Here is a 22,259-nt window from a genome sequence, read left to right as displayed (position 1 = left end):
ATCCGCAGGCCGATGCCGGCCATGGGCTGGAGAGCGACCTGACCGAGCCACTGCCGGCGCTGCTCGATGCCGCGCATGCCGCCGGCACGGCGCTGGCGACGCTGGCCGGGCCGATGACGGCGCTGGCGGCGCTGCTGCTGACCGTGCTCGACGACCCGCCGGATTGGCTCGACGTGCCGAGCCGGGCGCGGGTGGAGGGCGCGGTACGCGGGCTTACCGAGCGCGCGGCAATGCTCGATGGCTGGGGCAAGCTGCTGGCGCGGATCGGCACGGTAGGCGATGCCGACAAGGTCGACTGGCTGGCGCTGGCGCGCAGCGAGGGGCGGGACTTCGATATCGGGCTGCACCGCCATTGGCTCGATCCGATGCGGCCCTTTGCCGAGCAGGTGCTGGCACCGCTGCACGGGGCACTGATCACCTCGGCGACGCTGCGCGGCCGGGCCGGCGACGAGGACGCGCGCTGGGCCGAGGCCGAGCGGCAGACCGGCGCTCGTCACATGGCGCGACCGCCGGCACATTTCGCCATTGCCAGCCCGTTCGACTATGCCGCCAATGCCCGTGTGTTGATCGTCACCGACATTCGCGCCAAGGACCTGTCAGGGCTGGCGCAGGCCTATCGGGCGCTGATCGAGGCGGCGGGCGGCGGCACGCTGGGGCTGTTCACGGCGATCAGCCGGCTGCGCGAAGTGATGAAGCGGATCGCCGACCCGCTCGCCCGCGCCGGGCTCCCGCTCTATGCCCAGCATGTCGACCCGATCGATACCGGCACGCTGGTCGACATCTTCCGGGACGAGCCGCGCGCCTCGCTGCTCGGCACCGATGCGCTGCGGGACGGCGTCGACGTGCCCGGGCAATCGCTGCGGCTGGTGGTGATGGAGGGCGTGCCCTGGCCGCGCCCGACGATGCTGCACAAGGCGCGGCGGCTGGCGGCCGAGGACGGGCCGCAGGCCCATGACGACCGGCTGACGATGGGGCGGCTGGCCCAGGCCTTCGGCCGGCTGATCCGCCGCGCCGATGATCGCGGCCATTTCGTGCTGATCGGTGCGGCCGTGCCGTCGCGGCTGCACGCCGCTTTTCCCGAAGGCACGCCGATCGACCGGGTGACGCTGGCCGAGGCGGTGGCGATTGTGGCGGCGGCACGAGACGGCTTGCCCCCACCGGCCCTGTCGCGCCATGGTGGCCCCGAGATGGTGTTCGAGGAGCCGGAGTGAAGACGCTTTCGTTGTTGCGTCATGCCAAGTCGGGCTATGATGATCCGCTGCTGCGCGATTACGACCGGCCGTTGAATGCGCGGGGCCGTCGCGCCGCGGTGACGATGGGCCAGTGGCTGCGCAAGGCGCGGAAGAAGGGCGAAATGCCGGATTTTGACACCGTCATTGCCTCGCCGGCGGTGCGTTGCCGCCAGACGATCGAGGGCGTGGAGGAAGGGCTCGGCAGCCCGCTGGCGCCGCTCTATGAAAAGCGGATCTACCTGTGCTCCTCGGCGACGCTGGTGGAGCTGATCGCCGGCTTTCCGGCCGAGCATGACCATGCGTTGCTGATCGGCCACAACCCGGCGCTGGAGGACCTGCTGCTCGAGCTGGTGCCGCAGGGCTCGACACCGCTCCGCGACGAGGCCGAGGCCAAATATCCGACCGCAACGCTGGCACGGCTCGATCTCGACATCGAGCGTTGGGCGCAGGTCGATGGCGGGCGCGCCCGGCTGGCGCATTTCATCCGCCCGCGTGATCTGGACCCGAGCCTGGGGCCTGACGACTGAGGAGACGTCACATGCGCCTTGCCACCCTGATGCTTGCGGCGGCTCTCGCCGCGCCGGCCTGTGCGCAGACGGCCAGCGGGCCGGAAAAGGCCACCGCGGCCGCCGGCGTGGCAAAGCCCGCCACCCGCGTGCCCACCGAAGTCAGGCGGCTGACGATCCTGGTGCGCAACATGGAGAACAGCCTCAAGCTGTACCGGGACGTGATGGGCCTGACCATCAACTACGACCAGAAACTGACGGTCTCCGGCGTGTCGCTGCCGGCCGGACAGCCCGGCAACCCGGTGCGCCTCGTGCTGCTCAACGGCAATGACCCTTTCATCGGCTGGATCGGGCTGATGGAATATTCGGACCCGCCGCTGGAGGCCTCCGACCCCTATCCCAAGCGACTCAAGGCCGGCGGCCATGTGCTGATTCTCGATGTCGATGATGCGGTGAAGCGCTGCGGGATGGCGAAAAACGTGCCCGGCGTCCACTTCACCGCCGAACCGCGGCTGCAGGTCTATCCGGGGCGGAACGGCGGGCCGGACATCAAGGTGATGGGCTGCAATTTCTTCGATCCCGACGGCACGATGATCGAGATGAACCAGATCATCGCTCAATAGCCCGGCGGCGTTCCTTCTCGGCCTTTCGGGCGGCCTTGGCGTCGGCCTCCTCCTGCTTGCGGATGGCGCGGCCGCGGTTACGATCGGCCTCCTCCTGGCTGGTGGTGACGGCATCAATGCCGGCACCGACGACACGGACCGGGGCGGTAACCACCTTGGCGGCCGTGCCGAGGCAACCGGTGAGGAACAGGAGAAGCAACAAGCTACGCATCGGCGCAGCCTGGCAGAGTCGCGTTACGAAAGCGCGAGCAATTTCGGGATCGCAGCCTTGAAGGCGAAGAAACCCCCGGTCGCCAGCGGCCAGGCGGTCTCGTCCCACGCCCGGCGGAGGCGGACAATCGGCAGGCCGGCGGCGATTAGCGCCGCGAGCCGGTTGGCTTCGGGGCCGACAGGCGCCTCGCCGGTGACGATCTGCTCGAGATCATGGCGGGCCATCCAGTCACGCATCGCCGCAACAGCATTGTCCTCGTCGAGTCGTTCAGGGGCAACCCCGGCGGAGGCGGCGGCGCGGGCGAGGCCATCGGCGAGCGCCGTCTCGGCATGCGCGCGCTTGCCCGGCGCCGGGTCGCCGCCGATGCGCGACGTGGCGGCGACGGCGATGATCGGCGGCAGCGGCCGGGTTTCGACCGACAAGTCGGCGGTGGTGAGGAACAGGCCGGTGCGGCGGGCGGGATCGATCTGATCGGCGGCGCGGATCGGCTGCGGCGGGGGCGGCGGCGGATAGGCAAGGGGCGCGGCCTCGCGGGCCAGCGGGGCGTCGAGACTGAAGCGGTTGCCGTGCGCGGTGCGGATGCGGGCGGGGTTGGCCAGATAGGTCTTGCCCGGCGTCTGGATGCCGGCGACCCAGCGCCACGACAGCGTGTTGGCGGCGGGGCAGGCATCGAGCAGATGGCGGTAGAAGAAGTCGGCGCCGAGTTGCCAGGGCAGCTTGAGGGTGAAGAGCCAGATGCTGGCGAAGTTCATCCGGGCGTGATTGTGCATCCAGCCGGTTTCGACCAATTCCTTGGCCCAAGCATCGAAGGCGTCGATGCCGGTGTCCCCGGCAACGGCGCTGGCATAGCGGCGCTGCGGCGGGCGATCGAGCGGGATGCGGGCCTTGAGTTCGGCGAGTTCCGCCTGATAGGCGCGCCAGACCGCGGGCCGCTGTTCGAGCCAGCCGACCCAATAAGTGCGCCAACAGACTTCCTGGATGAACTTTTCCGACGCCGCATAGCCCTGGGTGGAGAGGGCGCGGGCGCAGACCTCGGCTTCCGAGACCAGCCGGCGGCGGATGGCCGGCGAGAGCAGCGAGGTGGTGCGCTCGGTGCCGGGGCCGGCATCATGGTTGCGGTGCGCGGCATAGGCACGGCCGGCGCGCGGCAGGAAGGCCTCCAGCTGCGCCAGCGCATCGGCGCGGGTGGCGGGGAACACGGCGGCGCGGCTCAGACCATGAAGGATTCGCCGCAGCCGCAGGCACCCTTGGCGTTGGGATTATCGAAGACGAAGGCGGCGGAGAAATCATCCTCGCGCCAGTCCATGCGGCTACCGATCAGGTACATCAGCGAGCCGCCGTCGATGAACAGCAGGCCGCCGGGCGTCTCCACCTTCTCGTCGCCGGGCTTGGCCTCGGTGACATAGGCGAGATCATAGGCCAGCCCCGAGCAGCCGCGCTTGGGCGTGGTCAGGCGGACGCCAATGGCATCCGCCGGCGCCTTGGCGAGGATATCGGCGATGCGCGCCGAGGCGGCCTCGCTGACGGTGATCGGCGCCGGGCGCGGGCGGCGGAGGGTGGTCTCCATCAGAGCATTCCCATCTCGAGCTTGGCTTCGTCGCTCATCTTGCCGGGGTCCCAGGGCGGGTCCCAGACGAGGTTGATATCGGCCGACTGGATGCCAGGGACTGTGAGCACCCGGGTCTCGACCTCGCCGGGCATGGTCTCGGCGACCGGGCAGTGCGGGGTGGTCAGTGTCATGGTGACGACGGCATGGCCGTCTGCGACCTCGACCGCATAGATCAGGCCCAGATCATAGATATTGACCGGGATCTCGGGATCGAAAATCTGGCGCAGCGCGGCAACGATCTCCTCCTCGAGGCCGCCGGCGGACGCCTCCAAGGGCTCGGCCGCCGGCTTCTGGGGGGCGAGAAAGCCCTCCAGATAGTCGGGCTGGTGTTCCAGCACGGCACGCAGCGGCGGCGCCTTGGGCACGGCGCGCGCCTCGGTGACTTCTTCGGTCTCGATGCGTCTGTCTTCCATCATTTCACCCCGAAAATTCGTGTGACCCGGGCAATGCCGTCGGCAAGGCGCTCGACATCCTGCATGTCATTGTACAGCCCGAAACTGGCACGGGCGGTGGCGGGCACGCCAAGCTGCGCCATCAGCGGCTGGGCGCAATGATGGCCGGCGCGGATCGCCACGCCCGCTTCGTCCAATATGGTGCCGACATCGTGCGGATGCACCCCGTCGACGGCGAAGGACAGGATACCGGCGGAATTTTCCGGGCCGAACAGCCGCACCGAGTTGATCCGGCCCAGCGCCTCGCGGGCGGCGCGCAGCAGCGTCGCCTCATGGCCGCGGATAGCGGACAGGCCGACCGACTCGACATAGTCGATGGCGGCGGCCAGGCCGATGGCTCCGGTGATATGCGGCGTGCCGGCCTCAAAGCGTTGCGGCGGCGGCGCATAGGTGGTGCGTTCGAAGCTGACGGTCTCGATCATCGCACCGCCGCCCTGCCAGGGCGGCATCGAGGCGAGAATGGAGCCGCGCGCCCAGAGCACGCCGATGCCAGTGGGGCCATAGAGCTTGTGGCCCGACCAGACGTAGAAATCGCAATCGAGCGCCGCCATGTCGATGGCCATGTGCGGCGCCGCCTGGCAGCCGTCGACCAGCAGCAGCGCGCCCTCAGCATGGGCGGCGTCGGCCAGGCGCTTCACATCGAGCACCGAGCCGAGCACGTTGGAGACATGGGCGAGCGCCACCAGCCGCGTCTGCGGGCCGATCAGGGCAATGGCGGCGTCCTCGTCGATGCGGCCGTCTTCGGTCAGCGGGGCGACATCGAGGACGAGGCCGCGCCGCTCGGCGAGCAGCTGCCAGGGCACGATGTTGCTGTGATGCTCGAGCTCGGACAGCAGGATGCGGTCGCCGGGCTGGAGCCGGTCGCCCCAGCTCTGGGCGACGAGGTTGATGCCCTCGGTGGCGCCGCGCACGAACACCACCTCCTCGGGACTGGCGGCGCCCATGAAGCGGGCGACGCTCTGGCGGGCGGCCTCATAGGCGCGGGTCATCTCGGCCGAGCGGGCGTAGACGCCGCGGTGGACGGTGGCATAATCGGTGCCCATGGCGCGGACCACGGCATCGATCACCGCCTGCGGCTTCTGCGCGGTGGCGGCGGTATCCAGATAGGCCCAGTTGCCGGCAAGGCCGGGGAAATCGGCGCGCAGCGACGCCGGCGCCAGCAGGGGGGCAGTGGCCATCAGCCCTCGCCTCGCCTGGCGACGAGCGCCTGCAGTTGGGCACCGAGCGCCTCGCGCGCCGGGCCTTCGGGCAGGGCGGCGAGGGCATCGTCTACGAAAGCACGGGCCAGCAAGGCCTCGGCGTCGGCCGGGGCGATGCCGCGGCTGGCCATGTAGAACAGCGCCTGGGCGTCGAGTTCGCCCACGCTGGCGCCGTGCGCGCACTTCACGTCGTCAGCGAAGATTTCCAGCTCGGGCTTGGCGTTGGCGGTGGCGCCGCGATCGAGCAGCAGCGCCTTGAAGCTCTGGGCGGCGTCGGTCTGCTGGCCCTCGCGGCTGACCGCGACCTGGCCGAGATAGGAGGCGACGGCGCGCCCCGCGGCGACGGCCCGGATCGTCTGGCGGCTGGTGGCGCCGGGGCCGATGTGGCGGACAGTGGTGATGATCTCCAGCGTCTGGCTGCCGCCGCCGACAATGGCGCCGCCGAGATCCAGCACCGCGCCCTCGGCGAGGCTGATATCCAGCGCCAGCCGGCCATAGGCGGCGCCGTGGCTGAGCAGCGTCAACGTGGCGCGGGCATGAGCAGCCAGCGTGATCCGGTACAACACCGTCACCGTGGCGTCGGCACCGGCGACCTGCTCGATGGTGCCGATCAGCCGGCCACCTTCGCTGACGGCGACATCGATTTCAGCATCGTGCCAGCCGTCGCCGTCGATCCGCTCGTCGAGGCTGAGGTCGGCGCCTTCGAGGCGACGGCGCACGGGATCGCGCGCCGGCCACAGCGGTGCCAGCCGGGCGAGGTCGGCATAGCGCCACGCCTCGTCCCTGCGGGTGGGCAGCGCTGTCATGCCGCCGATTCCATCGGCGCGTCGGTGATGTTGGTGACGCCGGCCTCGGCGGCGATGCGGGCATAGCCCTCCGCTTCCAGCCGCAACGCCAGCTCGGGGCCACCCGACAGCACGATGCGGCCGGCCATCAGCACATGGACATGGTCCGGCTTCACATGGTCGAGCAGCCGCTGGTAATGGGTGATCAGCAGCGTCGAGCGGTCCGGCGAGCGCAGGCGGTTGATGCCGTCGGCGACGACGCGCAGGGCATCGATGTCGAGGCCCGAATCAGTCTCGTCCAGCACCGCCAGCCGGGGCTGGAGCAGGGCCATCTGGATCATCTCGTTGCGCTTCTTCTCGCCGCCCGAGAAGCCCTGGTTGACGCTGCGCTTCATCATCTCGAAGTCGAGGCCCATGTCGGCGGCGGCGACCTTGGCGGCCTTCATGAACTCGGCGCCGGACGCATCGGCCTCGCCGCGCAGCGCGCGCTGGGCATTGAGCGCGGTGCGCAGGAACAGCAGGTTGGAGACGCCGGGAATCTCGACAGGATACTGGAAGCCGAGGAAGACGCCGGCGGCGGCGCGCTGATGAGGGGCCATCGCCAGCAGGTCGGCGCCGTTGAAGGTCACCGAACCGCCGGTCACCGCATAGCCGGCGCGCCCGGCGAGCACATAGGACAGCGTCGACTTGCCCGAGCCGTTCGGCCCCATGATGGCATGGACCTCACCGTCGCCGATGCTGAGCGTCAGCCCGTCGAGAATGGTCTTGCCGTCGATAGCGGCGCGGAGCGACTTGATTTCAAGCACGGAGGATCAGCCCTTGGTGGCCGGCGGCGGCGTGGGGCCTGTGCCGGAGGTGTCGGTGGTTTCGGTCTGGCGGCGGACGATGGTGACGACAGCGGCCTGGCGGGCCTCGTCATCGAGCAGTTTCACCGACGCCTCGGCGACGGTGTCCAGCTGTTGCGGCGTGCGCTCGGGGTAGCCGATTGCGTTGAAGGCGGCGACTTTCTCCACCAGCACGTCACGGCTGCCCTTGCAGACGGCCATCGCGTTGAGCGCAAGGGTGCCGGCGGCCTCGTCGGCGACCGGCATGGTCTCGGCCTGGCTGGAGACGCATTCGGCATAGACCTTGGTGGCGGCGTCCATCTCGGTGCGGGCGGCGCTGCCCTCAGTCTCCGGCCGCTGCTGGACCGTAGCGTCTCCGCAACTTGCGAGCAGGAGGCCGGCGCCGGCCATGGCGATCAGCAGGCGCATTATCCGACACTCCCTTCGAGCGAGATGCCGAGCAGCTTCTGGGCTTCGACGGCAAACTCCATCGGCAGCTGTTGCAGCACTTCCTTGCAAAATCCGTTGACGATCAGGCCCACCGCCGCTTCCGCATCCAGCCCGCGTGACTGGGCATAGAAGAGCTGGTCTTCACTGATCTTGGAGGTGGTGGCCTCATGCTCGACCTGGGCGCTGGGGTTGCGCACCTCGATATAGGGGACGGTGTGCGCGCCACAGCGGGCGCCGAGCAGGAGCGAATCACACTGGGTATGGTTGCGCGCGCCCTCGGCAGTGGCGGCGATGCGCACCAGCCCGCGATAAGTGCCGTTCGAGCGGCCGGCCGAAATGCCCTTGGAGACGATCGTCGAGCGAGTGCCGCGGCCGAGATGGATCATCTTGGTGCCGGTATCGGCCTGCTGGCGGTTGTTGGTGACCGCGACCGAATAGAATTCGCCGACCGAATGGTCGCCGGACAGCACGCAGCTCGGATATTTCCAGGTGATGGCGCTGCCGGTCTCGACCTGGGTCCAGCTGACCTTCGAGCGGGCGCCGAGGCAGTTGGCGCGCTTGGTGACGAAATTGTAGATGCCGCCGTTGCCCTCGGCATCGCCCGGATACCAGTTCTGGACGGTGGAATATTTGATCTCGGCATCGTCGAGCGTGACCAGCTCGACGACGGCGGCGTGCAGCTGGTTCTCGTCGCGCATCGGCGCGGTGCAGCCTTCCAGATAGGAGACATGGCTACCCTTGTCGGCGATGATCAGCGTCCGCTCGAACTGGCCGGTGTTGGCGGCGTTGATGCGGAAATATGTGCTGAGTTCCATCGGGCAGCGGACGCCCTCGGGAATGTAGACGAAGGTGCCGTCCGAGAAGACCGCACTGTTGAGGCAAGCGAAGTAATTGTCATGCGCCGGGACGACGGTGCCCAGCCACTTCCTGACCAGCTCCGGATATTCCTTCACGGCCTCCGAGATCGAGCGGAAGATGACGCCGGCCTTTTCGAGCTCGGCGCGGAAGGTGGTGGCGACGCTGACCGAATCGAACACCGCATCGACGGCAACGCGGCGCGCGCCTTCGACGCCGGCGAGCATCTTCTGCTCCTCGATCGGGATGCCGAGCTTCTCATAGGTGCGGCGGATTTCGGGATCGAGCTCATCGAGCGAGGCCAGCGTCGGCCGCGCCTTGGGAGCGGCGTAATAATAGGCGTCCTGATAGTCGATCGGCGCGATATCGAGCTTGGCCCAGTCGGGGCTCTCCATGGTCAGCCAGCGGCGATAGGCCTTGAGCCGCCATTCGAGCAGCCATTCAGGCTCGCCCTTCTTGGCCGAAATAAAGCGGACCGTGTCCTCGGACAGGCCTTTCGGGGCAAAATCCTGCTCGATATCGGACGAAAAACCCCATTTGTAGGTCGACAGATCATCGACGGCGGCGCGGGCGGCAGCGTCCTGGACCTCGATATCGGGCATCTGTTCGTTCATCCCGTTCATGCCGGCACCTGCTGGGGCTGCACCTTCGACCCGGCCCGGAGTGTCTGGGCGGGCTTGAGCAGGTCGGCGAGTGTCACCTGGTGGAGTGCGGCCCTTACGGCGGCATTGATCGGACCCCAATGGCCGCGAACGCCGCAGACACCCTCGATCGCACATTCATGGGTCTCGCCGGTAACGCAGGCGGTCAGCGCAATCGGACCGTCAACGGCCTCGACGATGTCCGCCACCGAGATGGCGAGCGCCGGGCGGGCCAGCGCAAAGCCGCCCGCGACGCCGCGACTCGCCACCAGCAGGCCGCTGCGGGCGAGCGCGCCCATCAGCTTGGCGACGGTGGGGGCGGGGATGCCGGTGGCCTCGGCGGCACGCGCCGCCGACAGCCGCTGCTCGGGCTCGCGGGCGGCCGCGGTCATCAGCACCACGGCATAATCGGCAAGGTTGGTCAGGCGGATCACCGGCTCGTGCACCTCAATGTGGAGCAAAACAGTCCGGCTTAGATGGTCGTGCCGGCGTCCGATGTCAACCGGCGGAAGGCCTTGCTAGCTGGCGATCGCCAGCCTGGGCAGATGCGGGATCAGCGTCTTGCGGGCGATGGTAAGACGCATGACCTGCGCGCCTTCATCGAGGAAATGGCTGGGGGTCAGGCCGACGAAATGCTTGAACTCGCGGATGAAATGGGCCTGATCATAAAAGCCCTCGCTGGTCTCGGTCCAGTCTGCCGCTTCGCCCGTGCCGAGCCGGACGGCCGCGCCCAGCGCCCGATACTTGCGGGCCAGCAGTTTGGGGCCGGCGCCATAAAGCCGCTGGCACATGCGCTCGACCGTGCGTTGCGACATGCCCGACGCCTTGACCAGCGTATCGACCTGCGGGGCAGGGGAGGCGAGCAGCCAGTCATCGGCGAGGCGGGTGAACCATGTCGGCGCGGCGTCCACGGACAGGCGGGCCAGCAGGAAGCCATCGGTGATCGCCACCCGCATGGCATCGTCGCCCGCCAGGATCAGCGCCTCGTACAGGTCGTCGGCCGCGCGGCCGAGCAAGGCGGCCAGATCGATGGCGGTATCGGCCAGACGATCGGCCGGCTCTTCGATCAGCGTGGCCCAGCCCTGCGGCAGAAGCCCGATGCCGAAGACGTGCAGCGGCCCCTCGGCGACAAAATGCACGGGGCAGGACGTCGGCCCCTGGAGCAGCGTTTGCAGGCCGCCGACGATGCTGCCGTCGCCATAATGGTTGCTGCCGCGGCCCTGCAGGACGAAGCGGATCTGCGGCAACTCGGCGCGCATCAGGTCATCAAGCAGCGGGCGGCTGCACCGGAACGAATAGTAAGACGAAATATAGGGCCGCAGCGCTGGCGCCGGCGCGAAATATCTGATGCTGACCATGCCCCTGCCCCATTGCTCTGCCCCGCCAGTCGGTCGGCTGCGCCGAATGACCGTTCATCAAACAGCATCAAATACGGTATTTTGCGAGGGACAGATGCGCGGCGACAGGAAAAAATCGGCCCGGTCCTGCCCGCAATGCGGTCAGTCGCCGGGCCGTAAAGTTCAGGCGATGGCGCTGCCGGGCCGATTGCCCCTGCCGCGACTCGCCCCGGGTCGCGTCGATGCTGGTAGCAAGGCCCGTGCTGCGCGGATTGTAAGATTCCGACAGAACAGCCGGTCTTGCCTCAAGTCGCGGCGGCCTTCTTCTTTGCCGCCGGCTTTTTGGCCGCAGGCTTTTTCGCGGCCGATTTCTTGGCGGCAGCGGCCTTGCGCGCCGGCTTCTTGCGGCCTTTCGACGGCCCGGCAGCGGCGCGGGCATCGATCAGCACGGTCGCCTCCTCGAGTGTCAGCGCCAGGCCGTCGCTGCCTTTGGGGACATTGGCATTGGTCGTGCCGTCCGAGACATAAGGCCCGAATCGGCCGGACAGCAGCTTGATCGGGGCGCCGCTGACCGGATGGTCGCCGAGTTCCTTCAGCGGCGCAGTGCTGCCCCGCGCCGGGCGACCGCCATTGGCAGCCGCCTCGGCCAGCTTGACGACGGCGGCGTTCATGCCGGTCTCAAAAACCTCGGCCGAGCTGGTCAGCCGGGCATATTTGCCGGCATGGGCAAGATAGGGGCCGTAGCGCCCGATCGAGGCGGTGATCGGCTCGCCGGTCTCCGGATGCGCGCCGATGGTGCGCGGCAGCGACAGCAGCTTGAGCGCGGTGTCCAGGTCCTCGGGGCCGGTCACCGGCATGTCCTTGGGGATGCTGGCGCGCGGCGGCTTGGCCTCCTCGCCGATCTGGACATAGGCGCCGAAACGGCCGTCGCGCAGCGTCACCGGCTCGCCGCTGGCCGGATCGATGCCGAGCAGCACCGGCCCGTTGCTCTCCTTGGCGCCGCCTTCGCTGCCGAACTGGCGGGTATAGCGGCATTCGGGATAGTTGGAGCAGCCGACAAAGGCGCCGAACTTGCCGGTCTTGAGGCCGAGGCGGCCGCCCTCGCACGACGGGCAGGCGCGGACATCGGCACCGTCCTCGCGCGGCGGAAACAGCATCGGCTCCAGCCATTCGTCGAGCGCCTTGGTGACGTCCGAAGGCCGGATCTCCAGCACATCCTTGGTCCGGGCCTCGAAATCGGCCCAGAAATCGCGCAGCAGCGCGAGATAGTCACGGCCGCCAGCGGAGACTTCGTCGAGCTGGCCCTCGAGGCCGGCGGTATAGTCATAGCCGACATAGGTGTTGAAGAAGCGCTCGAGAAAGGCGGTCAGCAGCCGGCCCTTTTCCTCGGCGAAGAAGCGCTTGGACTCCAGCCGGACATAGGACCGGTCCTTCAGCACCTGCAGGATCGACGCATAGGTCGACGGGCGGCCAATGCCGAGCTCCTCCATCCGCTTGACCAGGCTGGCTTCCGAATAGCGCGGCGGCGGCTGGGTGAAGCTCTGCTTGGCGTCGGCGGCCTTGGTCGTGCAGGCCTCTCCGTCCTTGAGGCGGGGCAGGCGGCGATCATCGTCATCATCGCCGCCATCGGACTCGTCCTCGCGGGTCTCGGTGTAGACAGCGAGAAAGCCCGGGCTGACCACGACCTGGCCGGTGGCGCGCAGACCGAGCGTGCGGCCGGCATCCTCCAGCACCACGCTGGTGCGCTCCAGCCGGGCGCTGGCCATCTGGCTGGCAACAGTGCGCTTCCAGATCAGCGCATAGAGGCGCTCGCTGTCGTCCGACGGGCTGCGGGCCGGGCGGGCGGACAGCTCGGTGGGCCGGATCGCCTCATGCGCTTCCTGGGCGTTCTTGGCCTTGGTGGCATAGTGGCGGGGCTTCTCGGGCAGCACGTCCGGGCCGCTGCCATAATCCTCGGCAATGACGGCGCGGACGGCGGCGATGGCCTCGGGCGCCATCTGGACGCCATCGGTCCGCATATAGGTGATGCGGCCGGCCTCGTAGAGCTGCTGGGCGAGGCGCATGGTCTGGTCCGCCGACAGGCCGATCTTGCGCGAGGCCTCCTGCTGGAGCGTCGAGGTGGTGAAGGGGGCATAGGGATTGCGGCTGGCCGGCTTGGTCTCGATGCTGGTGATGCTGACCTTTGCCGCCTCCACACGGGCGCGGGCGGCCTCGGCGCGGGCCTCGTCGGGCAGGTCGAACTGGTCGAGCTTGCGGCCATCGAGGACGGCGAGACGGGCGGTGAAGCTGCCGCCGGGGGCTTCCAGCTGCGCCGTGACGGTCCAGTATTCGCGCGGGCGATGCGCCTCGATCTCGGACTCGCGCTCGCAGACCAGCCGCAGCGCCACCGACTGGACGCGGCCGGCGCTGCGGGCGCCCGGCAGCTTGCGCCAGAGCACCGGCGACAGGGTGAAGCCGACGAGATAATCCAACGCGCGGCGCGCCCGATAGGCATCGATCAGCGCCATGTCGAGCGCCCGCGGCCGGGCCATGGCCGTCGTGACGGCATCGCGAGTGATGGCGTTGAAGGTGACGCGCTCGGCGCCGCCCTTCGGCATCAGCTTCTTCTTCGAAAGCCATTCGGACAGGTGCCAGGAAATAGCCTCGCCCTCGCGATCAGGATCGGTGGCGAGGATGACGCGGTCGGCACGCTTGGCAGCGTCGCCGATTTCCTTCAGCTGGCGGCTGCGATCGGCCGAGACCTCCCAGTCCATGGCAAAGTCATTGGCCGGATCGACCGAGCCTTCGCGCACCGCGAGATCGCGGACATGGCCGAAGCTCGCCAGCACCTCGTAATCGGCGCCGAGATACTTGTTGATGGTTTTCGCCTTGGCCGGCGATTCGACGATCACGAGTTGCATAAACGGGTCAGGCGCTTTCTCTCATACGTACGCGCGAGGGTGACGAGCGCCGGGCAGGTTCGTCAAGCATCTCTGCATGACAGGCGAATGACGGGCTCTCATGCCGCAACCCGGGCCACACGGCCACCGGCATGACGCTCCATGGCGCCTTCAAGCTCCAGATCGAGCAGAACGCAACCCACATCGGCAGCGGCAAGGCCCGACTGGCGGACCAGCTCATCCACCCCCACCGGGGTCGGGGACAGCAGCGACAGCACCCGCGCCCGCGCCTCCTCCGGCGCCGCGGCGGCGATCGGCGGCGGCAGCGGCTCGGCCAGCTGGTAACGCTGGCCAAGCGTCTGGCCGGCGCCATCGGCATCGAAGGCAGACAGCGCCTCCATCACGTCGGCGACCGTCTGCACCAGCGTCGCACCCTCGCGGATCAGCTGGTTGCAGCCCTGGGCGCGCGGATCGAGCGGCGAGCCGGGCACGGCCAGCACATCGCGGCCGAACTCCGCCGCCAGCCGCGCCGTGATCAGTGAACCGGAGCGCGGCGCCGCCTCCACCACCAGCGTCGCCGCGGCGATGCCGGCGATGATGCGGTTGCGGCGGGGGAAGTGCCGGGCCTGCGGCTCCACGCCCGGCGGCTGCTCGGCCAGCACCAGTCCCTGTGTGGCGATCTCGTCCATCAACGCCGCATTCTCGGGCGGATAGACCACATCAACGCCGCCGGCGATGACGGCAATGGTGCCGCCCGCCATCGCGCCCCTATGGGCAGCCGAATCGATCCCGCGCGCCAGCCCGGAGACAATCACCAGCCCCTCGGCCGCCAGCCCCTCGGCCCAGCCGCGCGCCAGCCGCGTGCCGGCGGCGCTGGCATTGCGCGCGCCGACCATCGCCAGCGCCGGCTGGTCGAGCAGCGCCAGCCGGCCCCGTGCCGCCAGCATCGGCGGCGCCGTCTCGGTGGCAGCGAGCAGCGCGGGATAGCCGGACGTCCCGATGAACAGCGGTACAGCGCCGAGACGATCGAGCGCCGCCAGCTCGTGCTCGGCCAGCGCCGCCGGGGCAATGTCCAGCTGCCGCCCACCGCGACGCGCCAGGTCCGGCAGCGCCGCGAGCGCCGCCGCCGCTGTGCCGAAGCGGGTGACCAGCTGGCGATAGGTAACCGGGCCGATCGAAGGCGTGCGGATCAGCCGCAGCCGGGCGACGGCATCGGCGGTCATCCCTTCTGGCCGATCCGGCTCTCGGTGCCGCTGCGCAGCCGGGCGATATTGTCCCGATGCTTCGAGATCAGCGCCAGCGCCAGCGCCGCCATCAGCAGCGCCCATCCAGGCTGGCCCAGCAACAGCGCCGCCACCGGCGCCGCCACCGCACTGAGCATGCCGCCGACGCTCGAATAGCGCGTCGCCAGCGCCCCGCCGACCCAGGCCAGCAACGCCGCCACACCCGCCAGCGGCACCGCCGCCAAAGCCAGCCCGAGCAGCGTCGCCACGCCCTTGCCACCACGAAAGCCCAGCCACACCGGCCAGAGATGGCCCACAAATGCCGCCGCCGCCGCCGCCTGCGCCGCGCCCTCGCCCCAAAAATGCCGCGCCAGCAGCACCGCCGCCACCGCCTTGCCGGCATCGAGCAGCAACGTCGCCACCGCCAGCCCCTTGCGGCCGGTCCGCAACACATTGGTGGTGCCGATATTGCCCGAGCCAACGGCGCGGATGTCGATCCCGGCCGCACGCGTCATCAACCATCCGAACGGGATGCTGCCAAGAAGATAGCCCAGCGCCAGCGCCGGCAGAAGATCGAGCCCCATGGCGGGACGCTAGCGATATGGGGGAGAAGAAGGAAGGGCCTCCGGCGGCTGGGGCCGCAGGCCCCAGACCCCGATAGTCCAGCCTTCGCAAGACGACGGCAGAACGTCCTGCGGGATCAACCATATATTTGGGGTCTGGGGCCTGCGGCCCCAGCCGCCGGAGGCCTTTTCTTAACGCCGGAGGCTCTTCCTTCCTCTCCCCGGCCTCTCTAAAGCGGAGGCCATGACGCTTGATCTTTCCATTGCCCTGGCCCAGCTGAACGCCCGCGTCGGCGACCTGGCGGGCAATGCCGATGCGATCCTGGCGGCGCGGGCGGGGGTGCCGGGCGCGGACCTGGTGGTGACGCCAGAACTCTCGCTGGTCGGCTATCCGCCCGAGGATCTGGTGCTGAAGCCGGCGCTGATCGAGGCGGCGGCGGCGGCGCTGGAGCGGCTGCGGCTGGTGAGCGAGGATGGCGGGCCGGCGCTGCTGGTGGGCCTGCCGGTGGCGCGCGAGGGGCGGCTGCACAATGCGGCGGCGCTGGTGGATGGAGGCCGGGTGCAGCTGTCGTTCAAGCATCTGCTGCCCAATTACGGGACGTTCGACGAAGCGCGGGTGTTCCGGCCGGGGCCGTTGCCGGGGCCGCTGGCGTTTCGCGGCGCGCGGCTGGGGGTGGCGGTGTGCGAGGACATCTGGACGCCCGAGGTGACCGAGTGCCTGGCGGAGACCGGGGCCGAGATGCTGATCGTGCCCAATGGCTCGCCCTATGAGCTGGGGAAGGTCGACAAGCGGCTGTCGATCGCCGTGGCGCGGATCCGCGAGAGCGGGCTGGGCATGGCCTATCTGAACCGCGTCGGCGGGCAGGACGAGCTGGTGTTCGACGGGGCGAGCTTCGTGCTCAACGCCGACCTGGTGCCGGCCGTGCAGATGCCGGACTGGGAGGAGGCGGTGGCGATCACCCATTGGTCACGCGGGGCGCCGGGCGAGGCGTTTCGCTGCGCACCGGGCGCGCGGGCGCGGCTCGACGAGGACCCGGCCGATATCTGGCATGCGATGCTGCTGTCGCTGCGCGACTATGTGAACCGCAATGGCTTTCCGGGTGTGGTGCTGGGGCTGTCCGGCGGGATCGATTCAGCGGTGACGGCGGCGGTGGCGGTGGACGCGCTGGGGGCGGACCGGGTGTGGTGCGTGATGCTGCCCTCGCCCTACACCGCCGACCTCAGCCTCGAGGAAGCGGGCGAAACGGCGCGGCTGCTGGGGACGCGGCTCGACAGCATTCCCATCGCACCGGCGATGCAGGCCTTCGAGACGATGCTGGCCGAGAGCTTTGCCGGCCGGGCGCCGGACACCGCCGAGGAGAATATCCAGTCGCGCATCCGCGGGCTGGCGCTGATGGCGCTGTCCAACAAATTCGGGCCGATGCTGGTGACGACGGGCAACAAATCCGAGATGTCGGTCGGCTATGCGACCATCTATGGCGACATGGCTGGCGGCTATTCGGTGCTGAAGGACGTCTACAAGACCACGGTGTTCAAGCTGGCGCGCTGGCGCAACGCGCATCGGCCGCGGCTGGCGCTGGGGCCGGCCGGCGTGGTCATCCCCGAGCGCACCATCTCCCGCCCGCCGTCCGCCGAGCTGCGCCCCGACCAGAAGGACGAGGACAGCCTGCCGCCCTATGACCTGCTCGACCGCATCCTGATCGGGCTGGTCGAGAATGAGCAATCGGCCGCCGACCTCGCCGCGCAGGGTATCGACCCGGCGGTGATCGCGCGGATCGAGCGGCTGCTGCACCTTGCCGAATACAAACGCCGGCAGGCCCCGCCGGGTGTAAAGATCGGCCACCGCAACTTCGGCCGCGATCGCCGCTATCCGATCACCCATAGTTTCCGAACGGCGTGAGCCTCCGGCGGCCGGGGGCTCGCCCCCGGACCCCAAAAACGGGTCCCGGCCCAGTTGAGGCGTCTGGGGGCCTCGTCCCCAGCTGCCGGAGGCCCTTCTAAGCTACCTTCGCCAGCGTCGCCGTCTCACCCCGCGCCCGGCCGACGGTGAGGTTCCCGATGGCGAGCTCGACCAGCTCCGGGTGCAGCGCGCGGGGCAGGCCGGTGAAGCGGCAGGCGGCGATGATCTGGTCGATCAGGAAGCGCGGCTGGAAGGCGGCGAGATCGAGGCCGTGGGTGGCGGTGAGGGCGTGGGCGAGATGGTCGAGCTCGGTGTCGGACGCGGCCAGGCCCTGGGCGGCGGCGGCGGCGGCGAAGATGCGCTTCCAGCCGGCAGCGGACGGCGGGCCGATCTCCAGCTTGTAGGGGATGCGGCGGAGGAAAGCCGGGTCCATCAGGTCGGCGGGGGCCAGGTTGGTGGAGAAGATCACCACAGTCTCGAAGGGCACGCGGAAGCTCTTGCCGGTCTGCAGCTTGAGGTAATCGATGCGGTTTTCCAGCGGCACGATCCAGCGGTTGAGCAGCGCGGTGGGGGAGACCATCTGGCGGCCGAAATCGTCGATCAGCAGGCAGCCGCCGGCGGCCTTCATGTGCAGCGGGGCGACATAGAAATTGCCGCCGGGCTCGTGCTTGAGGTCGAGCATCTCCATGGTCAGCTCGCCGCCGGTGACGATGAAGGGGCGCCAACAGGCGACGAAGCGGGCATCGGGCTCGTCGCGATAGAGCGAGGTGACGAGGCGGGGGCGGCCGAGCGCCGAAGGATCGACCGGCCGATGCACATCGGCATCGAACACGGTCATCAGCTGGCCCTCCACGAGCACGGCGTGGGGGATGTAGATGATGTTGCGGAACACCCGGTCGAGCCGCTGCGCGACCGAGGTCTTGCCGTTGCCGGGCGGCCCGTACATCAGCAGCGCCCGGCCCGAGCTGACCGCCGGGCCGAGCTGCCGGACCAGCGTATCGGGCACTTCGAGGCCCTCGAAGGCGCGACGCATCACCGGCTCGTTGATGACCTCGTTGGTGACCTTCTGCCGATCGAGCCAATGGACATAGGCGTCCAGCGAGATCGGCGCCGGCCCGGCGTAGCTGGAGCGTGCCATCGCCTCGCGGGCCCGGGCCTTGCCGGCATCGGTAAGGGCGTAGCGGATCGACAGCGCACCGCCGAGCGCGTCGGGACCGGCGCCGAGCGCCGACAGCAGCTGGCCGCGCACCGCCGCCTCGACCAGGTCGACGACCAGCTTGGGGGACAGGCACAGCGCGCTGGCCAGCGCGTCGACGGTCTCCGCCGGGCCGGCGAACAGCAGCTTGAGCATCAGCTCGAGCAGGGTCTTCTCGTCGAGGCCGGTCTCGGACAGCGTCGCCGGCTCGGGCGGAATGCCGGCGCAAAAGGCATCGAGCGTCGCCGCGTCGATGGCGCCGGTGGCGACGAGGTTTGGCCCAAGCCGGCCGCCCTCATCGCGCTGCCGGGCCATGGCGCGGGCGACATCGGCCTCGCCGACAAGCCCGGCCGCCACCAGCAGTTCGCCGATCCGCATCCTTGCCTCCGTTTCAGGAGGACAACGGCGGGGACAGGCGAAGCTTAATGCCGGAAGTGGCGCTGGCCGGTCAGCACCATCGCCAGCCCGCGCGCGTCGGCGGCGGCGATGACCTCGGCGTCCTTGATCGAGCCGCCGGGCTGGATGATCGCCGTGGCGCCGGCATCGGCGGCAGCGAGCAGCCCGTCCGGGAACGGGAAGAAGGCATCCGAGGCGACGGCCGAGCCGATAGTGCGGGGCTGCGCCCAGCCGGCGGTCTCGGCGGCATCCTGTGCCTTCTGCGCAGCGATGCGGGTCGAATCGAGGCGGCTCATCTGGCCGGCACCGATGCCGGCGGTGGCGCCGCCCTGAGCATAGACGATGGCGTTCGATTTGACGTGGCGGGCGACCGTCCAGGCGAACAGCATGTCGGCCCATTCGGTGTCGGTGGGGGCGCGGCGGGTGACGACCTTGCAGTCCTCCCGGCCGACCGCGCCATTGTCGCGCGTCTGGACCAGCATGCCGCCACCGATCTGGCGGAGCACCAGCCCGGCGCGGCGCGGATCGGGAAGGTCGCCGGTGAGCAGCAGCCGGAGATTCTTCTTGGCGGCGAACAGCGCCAGTGCGTCCTCATCGGCGTCCGGCGCGATCACGACTTCGGTGAAGATGCCGGTGATGGCGGCGGCGGTGGCGCCGTCCAGCCGCCGATTGACGGCGATGATGCCGCCGAAGGCCGAGACCGGATCGCAGGCGAAAGCCGCCTGATAGGCCTCGGCGAGGCTGGCGCCCTGGGCAACGCCGCAGGGGTTGGCGTGCTTGATGATGGCGCAGGCGGGGCCGGAATCACGGAATTCAGCGATCAGCTCAAGGGCACCATCGGCATCGTTGAGGTTGTTGTAGCTGAGCTCCTTGCCCTGGACCTGGCGGGCGGCCGCGACGCCGCCGGTGGCGCCGACCGGACGGTAAAGCGCCGCCGACTGGTGCGGGTTCTCGCCGTAGCGCAGCGTTTCGACGCGCTCGAGCGCCAGCGGCAGCAGCGGCGGAAACTGGGCGCCCTGGTCGACGCGGCCGAACCAGTCCGCCACGGCGGCATCATAGGCAGCAGTATGGGCGAAGGCGGCGGCGGCAAGCCGGCGGCGTAGCGCCAGGTCCGTGGAGCCGGCATGGACATCGAGCGCCTCGACCAGCGCCTGATACTGGTCCGGCGCGGTCAGCACGGCGACGAAATCATGGTTCTTGGCCGAGGACCGGACCATGGCGGGGCCGCCGATATCGATGTTCTCGATGATCTCGTCGCGCGTACCGCCGCGCGCGACGGTGGCGGCAAACGGATAGAGGTTGATCACCGCCAGATCGATGGCGCCGATGCCATGCTCGGCCATGGCAGCGACATGCTCGGGGTTATCGCGCACGCCGAGCAGGCCGCCATGGACCCGGGGATGGAGCGTCTTGACCCGGCCGTCGAGCATCTCGGGGCTGCCGGTCAGCTCGGCGACGTCGAGGACGTCGTGACCCATGGCGCGCAGCGCTGCGGCGGTACCGCCGGTGGAGACCAGCTCGACACCATGGCGGACCAGCGCGCCGGCAAGCTCGGCGAGGCCGGTCTTGTCCGACACCGAGAGCAGGGCGCGGCGGACGGGGATCAATTCACTCATGCGTACCTCTTGTGGTTCAGCGACCGGCCCGCTTGAGGCTCCAGCCAATGGTGGCGGCGCCCTTGTCGGTGGTGCCGGAAATGACGAGCTGGCTCGTCTTGTGCAACTGGCCGGCCGGATCAACCCATAATGACGGCTCGATTGCCAGCGCGCCGCCGCGCGCCTTCATCTGCCAGAGGCGGCCACCCGGCAGTTTGAGCAGCGCGCCCGAGCCATCGACGGTCGGCGTCGCCGCGACATCGGGGCCGAGATGGAAGCGGATGTCGAAAGGGCGCGGGCCGCGCCGCTTGAGCGCGCCGACAGGTGCCGGCTCCAGCGCGTCCTCGCCGCGCAGGTCGAGGCCATCGGGCGACAGCCAAAGCCGGCGGCGGACGGTGAGGCCGAAGCGCCGGGCATAGCCATCATGGCTGGCCTCCAGCCAGAAGCCCTCGCTGCTCGCCCGGCTCTCGACATCGACGGTCTCGACGCCGAGGCCGAGCGAGCCGTCATCGCGGATGCGGGTGCTGTTGGTATTCTCGATCGTCAGCGTGCTGTGGGCGGCGGTGGTGCGCAGCCCGTCGGCCAGCGCGGCCGGGAGCGGAGCGGCAAGGCCGCGCTGGCCGCCGCAATTGACGATCAGCCGCTGCGGGCCATCGCTCATCTCGAAGGCCAAGGTGCCGGCATGACCCTCGGGCGCCATCCGCGCCAGCGCCGGCGGACCGGCATCGACGAGGACGATGGTCTTGCCGGCACCGAGCCGATGATAGCCCGAATGGCCGCCGCCCTTGCTGAGCGCGGTGCCGCTGGCAACCTGGGACGACAGCCGGGCGAGCGCCGCGGCGGGCAGCGCCGCGCTACCGGCCCAGGCGCCGACGATGCCGTCGCCGAGCGCCATGCCGCGCAGCGCCGGCACCAGCCGGCCCAGCGCCTCGGCAAAGGCCAGCGGCGGGCGCTTCTCCAGCGCCTCGGCGGCGCCGCCGGCATGGAGCAGCAACTCGGCCAGGTGCAGCGCATCGATCGGCGCGCGGCTGTAGATGCCGCCATCGGGCAGCACCAGCTCGGGCAGCAGCGACTCAAGCCCGGCCAGCGCCCGGGCGGCGCGGGTCTCGCCGCCGGGCAGCAACAGGCCGGCGGCCCAGAGGCCGGCCAGCGCCAGGGCGCGGCCCAGCCCTTCCGGCAGGCGGAAGGCGGCGCGGTCGAGATGCCGGGCCCAGGTGGCGATGCCTGAGAGCACCAGCGAGCGATAGACCTGATCCGGCGACGACAGGATCAGCGGCGCGTGGCTGAGCGCCATCAGCAGCCGCTGGCCGGTGATGTCGGCCCGCCAGGCAACGGGCTCGAACGCCGCGAACCGGCCCAGCCAGCGCGCCGCCAGCGGTTCGGCGAGCGCGGTGGCGGCGCGGACATCGGGGACATGGGCAGCAAGATCGCGCAGCCAGCACCAGCCATCGGCCCATTCCCGCCAGCGCGCCGGATGATGGGCGGCGGCGAAATCCAGGTCGCGCACGAACGCCGTATGGCCGGCGTGGATCAGCCGGCCAGCGGCGATGCGCTCGCCGATGGCGGGGTCGCCGGGCACCGGATCGGCGGCGACGCCGAGCAGCTTGAGCGGATAGCGGCCACGCAGCCGCATGGCATGGAGCGGCGTGGCATAGAGCCGGGCCGCGACATTGGTCGACAGCCGTTCGGTCAGCGACAGCCCCTTGTCGCCGCCGAGCCGGCGCAGGGTCTGGCGGCTTTCCGTTTCGGGGTTATCGGCGGGAGGCTCCGGGGATCTGGCCATT

The 22,259-nt window shown here is 69.7% G+C and carries 21 protein-coding genes; 4 read left to right on the top strand and 17 right to left on the bottom strand.

Going from position 1 to position 22,259, the window contains the following annotated elements:
• The 3 genes from ACTIFJ_RS03415 to ACTIFJ_RS03405 form a co-directional block, all read left to right on the top strand.
• Window positions 1-1,211: helicase C-terminal domain-containing protein (locus ACTIFJ_RS03415; RefSeq protein ID WP_439532682.1), on the top strand; the 1,211-nt coding region annotated here is incomplete at its 5' end.
• On the top strand, window positions 1,208-1,759 hold the full coding sequence (locus ACTIFJ_RS03410) for a SixA phosphatase family protein (RefSeq protein ID WP_439532681.1): 552 nt from the start codon (window positions 1,208-1,210) through the stop codon (window positions 1,757-1,759). The genes ACTIFJ_RS03415 and ACTIFJ_RS03410, both read left to right, overlap by 4 nt.
• Before the next feature lie 11 nt (window positions 1,760-1,770).
• Entirely contained in the window at window positions 1,771-2,361 is a 591-nt protein-coding gene (locus tag ACTIFJ_RS03405; RefSeq protein WP_439532680.1) for a VOC family protein, read from the top strand.
• On the opposite strand, the gene ACTIFJ_RS03400 is transcribed toward ACTIFJ_RS03405, so the two are convergent.
• From ACTIFJ_RS03400 to plsY, 14 genes are all read right to left on the bottom strand, one after another.
• Window positions 2,348-2,572, bottom strand: a complete 225-nt coding sequence (locus ACTIFJ_RS03400; RefSeq protein ID WP_439532679.1) for a DUF6726 family protein — start codon at window positions 2,570-2,572, stop codon at window positions 2,348-2,350. The two genes, ACTIFJ_RS03405 and ACTIFJ_RS03400, sit on opposite strands and share 14 nt — an antisense overlap.
• Before the next feature lie 23 nt (window positions 2,573-2,595).
• On the bottom strand, window positions 2,596-3,771 hold the full coding sequence (locus tag ACTIFJ_RS03395) for an FAD-binding domain-containing protein (protein WP_439532678.1): 1,176 nt from the start codon (window positions 3,769-3,771) through the stop codon (window positions 2,596-2,598).
• An 11-nt stretch (window positions 3,772-3,782) separates the two neighbouring features.
• Window positions 3,783-4,139 carry a HesB/IscA family protein gene (locus ACTIFJ_RS03390; RefSeq protein WP_439532677.1) on the bottom strand — a complete coding sequence of 119 codons (357 nt, stop codon included), beginning with the start codon at window positions 4,137-4,139 and terminating at the stop codon, window positions 3,783-3,785.
• Window positions 4,139-4,597, bottom strand: coding sequence for a DUF59 domain-containing protein (locus ACTIFJ_RS03385; RefSeq protein ID WP_439532676.1), 459 nt, complete (start codon window positions 4,595-4,597; stop codon window positions 4,139-4,141). The genes ACTIFJ_RS03390 and ACTIFJ_RS03385 overlap by 1 nt, the downstream gene beginning before the upstream one ends.
• On the bottom strand, window positions 4,594-5,811 hold the full coding sequence (locus ACTIFJ_RS03380; RefSeq protein ID WP_439532675.1) for an aminotransferase class V-fold PLP-dependent enzyme: 1,218 nt from the start codon (window positions 5,809-5,811) through the stop codon (window positions 4,594-4,596). Before ACTIFJ_RS03380 ends, ACTIFJ_RS03385 begins: the two co-directional genes overlap by 4 nt.
• Complete coding sequence (locus ACTIFJ_RS03375; RefSeq protein WP_439532674.1) at window positions 5,811-6,638, bottom strand: SufD family Fe-S cluster assembly protein; 828 nt, start codon at window positions 6,636-6,638, stop codon at window positions 5,811-5,813. The genes ACTIFJ_RS03380 and ACTIFJ_RS03375 overlap by 1 nt, the downstream gene beginning before the upstream one ends.
• The gene (sufC, locus tag ACTIFJ_RS03370; protein WP_439532673.1) at window positions 6,635-7,423 is read right to left on the bottom strand and encodes a Fe-S cluster assembly ATPase SufC; all 789 of its coding nucleotides are present in this window, start codon (window positions 7,421-7,423) and stop codon (window positions 6,635-6,637) included. The genes ACTIFJ_RS03375 and sufC overlap by 4 nt, the downstream gene beginning before the upstream one ends.
• A gap of 6 nt (window positions 7,424-7,429) precedes the next feature.
• The gene (locus ACTIFJ_RS03365) at window positions 7,430-7,870 is read right to left on the bottom strand and encodes a hypothetical protein (protein WP_439532672.1); all 441 of its coding nucleotides are present in this window, start codon (window positions 7,868-7,870) and stop codon (window positions 7,430-7,432) included.
• Window positions 7,870-9,360, bottom strand: a complete 1,491-nt coding sequence (sufB, locus tag ACTIFJ_RS03360) for a Fe-S cluster assembly protein SufB (RefSeq protein ID WP_439532687.1) — start codon at window positions 9,358-9,360, stop codon at window positions 7,870-7,872. Before sufB ends, ACTIFJ_RS03365 begins: the two co-directional genes overlap by 1 nt.
• A gap of 5 nt (window positions 9,361-9,365) precedes the next feature.
• Window positions 9,366-9,833, bottom strand: coding sequence for an SUF system Fe-S cluster assembly regulator (locus tag ACTIFJ_RS03355; protein WP_439532671.1), 468 nt, complete (start codon window positions 9,831-9,833; stop codon window positions 9,366-9,368).
• A 72-nt stretch (window positions 9,834-9,905) separates the two neighbouring features.
• Entirely contained in the window at window positions 9,906-10,745 is an 840-nt protein-coding gene (locus tag ACTIFJ_RS03350) for a helix-turn-helix domain-containing protein (protein ID WP_439532670.1), read from the bottom strand.
• A 284-nt stretch (window positions 10,746-11,029) separates the two neighbouring features.
• Entirely contained in the window at window positions 11,030-13,624 is a 2,595-nt protein-coding gene (gene topA, locus ACTIFJ_RS03345; protein ID WP_439532669.1) for a type I DNA topoisomerase, read from the bottom strand.
• Window positions 13,625-13,722: 98 nt separating this feature from the next.
• Window positions 13,723-14,826, bottom strand: a complete 1,104-nt coding sequence (gene dprA, locus ACTIFJ_RS03340) for a DNA-processing protein DprA (RefSeq protein ID WP_439532668.1) — start codon at window positions 14,824-14,826, stop codon at window positions 13,723-13,725.
• On the bottom strand, window positions 14,823-15,410 hold the full coding sequence (plsY, locus tag ACTIFJ_RS03335; RefSeq protein WP_439532667.1) for a glycerol-3-phosphate 1-O-acyltransferase PlsY: 588 nt from the start codon (window positions 15,408-15,410) through the stop codon (window positions 14,823-14,825). Before plsY ends, dprA begins: the two co-directional genes overlap by 4 nt.
• Before the next feature lie 223 nt (window positions 15,411-15,633).
• Here plsY and ACTIFJ_RS03330 point away from each other — a divergent pair, with 223 nt between their 5' ends.
• Window positions 15,634-17,289 carry an NAD+ synthase gene (locus ACTIFJ_RS03330; protein ID WP_439532666.1) on the top strand — a complete coding sequence of 552 codons (1,656 nt, stop codon included), beginning with the start codon at window positions 15,634-15,636 and terminating at the stop codon, window positions 17,287-17,289.
• A gap of 97 nt (window positions 17,290-17,386) precedes the next feature.
• Here the strand turns inward: ACTIFJ_RS03330 and ACTIFJ_RS03325 are convergent, their stop codons facing one another.
• Genes ACTIFJ_RS03325 through ACTIFJ_RS03315 form a run of 3 tightly spaced genes read right to left on the bottom strand, consistent with a single transcriptional unit; the run spans window position 17,387 to window position 22,258 of the window.
• Window positions 17,387-18,862: a hypothetical protein gene (locus ACTIFJ_RS03325; RefSeq protein ID WP_439532665.1), complete on the bottom strand. Its 1,476-nt coding sequence runs from the start codon at window positions 18,860-18,862 to the stop codon at window positions 17,387-17,389.
• 44 nt (window positions 18,863-18,906) lie between these two features.
• Entirely contained in the window at window positions 18,907-20,496 is a 1,590-nt protein-coding gene (gene purH / locus ACTIFJ_RS03320) for a bifunctional phosphoribosylaminoimidazolecarboxamide formyltransferase/IMP cyclohydrolase (protein ID WP_439532664.1), read from the bottom strand.
• Window positions 20,497-20,512: 16 nt separating this feature from the next.
• On the bottom strand, window positions 20,513-22,258 hold the full coding sequence (locus tag ACTIFJ_RS03315; RefSeq protein WP_439532663.1) for a heparinase II/III family protein: 1,746 nt from the start codon (window positions 22,256-22,258) through the stop codon (window positions 20,513-20,515).
• Window position 22,259 lies beyond the last annotated feature (1 nt).

This window comes from Polymorphobacter sp. (genome assembly GCF_051860865.1).
Lineage (GTDB): Bacteria > Pseudomonadota > Alphaproteobacteria > Sphingomonadales > Sphingomonadaceae > Sandarakinorhabdus.
Note: the sequence above shows the minus strand (reverse complement) of the source record. Positions and strands in the feature narration are given on the sequence as shown.

Excerpts from the sequence above, each read along its gene's own strand:
- ACTIFJ_RS03405 (WP_439532680.1), top strand. The coding sequence starts at position 1,771 with ATGCGCCTTGCCACCCTGATGCTTGCGGCGGCTCTCGCCGCGCCGGCC.
- ACTIFJ_RS03385 (WP_439532676.1), bottom strand. The coding sequence starts at position 4,597 with ATGATGGAAGACAGACGCATCGAGACCGAAGAAGTCACCGAGGCGCGC.
- ACTIFJ_RS03315 (WP_439532663.1), bottom strand. The coding sequence starts at position 22,258 with ATGGCCAGATCCCCGGAGCCTCCCGCCGATAACCCCGAAACGGAAAGC.
- ACTIFJ_RS03375 (WP_439532674.1), bottom strand. The coding sequence starts at position 6,638 with ATGACAGCGCTGCCCACCCGCAGGGACGAGGCGTGGCGCTATGCCGAC.
- plsY (WP_439532667.1), bottom strand. The coding sequence starts at position 15,410 with ATGGGGCTCGATCTTCTGCCGGCGCTGGCGCTGGGCTATCTTCTTGGC.
- ACTIFJ_RS03330 (WP_439532666.1), top strand. The coding sequence starts at position 15,634 with ATGACGCTTGATCTTTCCATTGCCCTGGCCCAGCTGAACGCCCGCGTC.
- ACTIFJ_RS03350 (WP_439532670.1), bottom strand. The coding sequence starts at position 10,745 with ATGGTCAGCATCAGATATTTCGCGCCGGCGCCAGCGCTGCGGCCCTAT.
- sufB (WP_439532687.1), bottom strand. The coding sequence starts at position 9,360 with ATGAACGAACAGATGCCCGATATCGAGGTCCAGGACGCTGCCGCCCGC.
- ACTIFJ_RS03325 (WP_439532665.1), bottom strand. The coding sequence starts at position 18,862 with ATGCGGATCGGCGAACTGCTGGTGGCGGCCGGGCTTGTCGGCGAGGCC.
- ACTIFJ_RS03390 (WP_439532677.1), bottom strand. The coding sequence starts at position 4,139 with ATGGAGACCACCCTCCGCCGCCCGCGCCCGGCGCCGATCACCGTCAGC.
- ACTIFJ_RS03400 (WP_439532679.1), bottom strand. The coding sequence starts at position 2,572 with ATGCGTAGCTTGTTGCTTCTCCTGTTCCTCACCGGTTGCCTCGGCACG.
- dprA (WP_439532668.1), bottom strand. The coding sequence starts at position 14,826 with ATGACCGCCGATGCCGTCGCCCGGCTGCGGCTGATCCGCACGCCTTCG.
- ACTIFJ_RS03380 (WP_439532675.1), bottom strand. The coding sequence starts at position 5,811 with ATGGCCACTGCCCCCCTGCTGGCGCCGGCGTCGCTGCGCGCCGATTTC.
- topA (WP_439532669.1), bottom strand. The coding sequence starts at position 13,624 with ATGCAACTCGTGATCGTCGAATCGCCGGCCAAGGCGAAAACCATCAAC.
- ACTIFJ_RS03365 (WP_439532672.1), bottom strand. The coding sequence starts at position 7,870 with ATGCGCCTGCTGATCGCCATGGCCGGCGCCGGCCTCCTGCTCGCAAGT.
- purH (WP_439532664.1), bottom strand. The coding sequence starts at position 20,496 with ATGAGTGAATTGATCCCCGTCCGCCGCGCCCTGCTCTCGGTGTCGGAC.